Source organism: Aeromonas sp. sif2416, assembly GCF_019218665.1.
In the GTDB taxonomy this organism is placed as follows: Bacteria; Pseudomonadota; Gammaproteobacteria; order Enterobacterales; family Aeromonadaceae; genus Aeromonas; species Aeromonas encheleia.
Window position 1 is genome coordinate 1 of sequence record NZ_JAHUXC010000066.1, and the last position, 232, is coordinate 232.

Below are 232 nucleotides of genomic sequence, written 5' to 3' on the forward strand. Positions count from 1 at the left end.
TGGTCACGGTGTGGCTGGTGCCATCCAGGCTCTCAACCACGAAGGTCTCGACCTTGGTCTCGCCCGCGCCCAGGTACTGCACCTTGTCGTTGGCGACCTCATAATTCCACTTGCCAGCCGCATCGATCTCCAGCTGACCCAGGGCGCCGGCACTCGGCGCGCCCAGGCCCGGTTTGAACTCGGCCTCGTCCACCCCGTCCACGTCGGTCAGGGTCAGGCTGCCAGTTTCGGT

General features: G+C 65.5%; 1 protein-coding gene. It reads right to left on the reverse strand.

Translation table 11 applies throughout. The annotated features are described in order from the left end of the window. A partial coding sequence (locus KW821_RS21565; protein ID WP_218292882.1) for a VCBS domain-containing protein occupies positions 1–232 on the reverse strand: 232 nt, incomplete at both ends.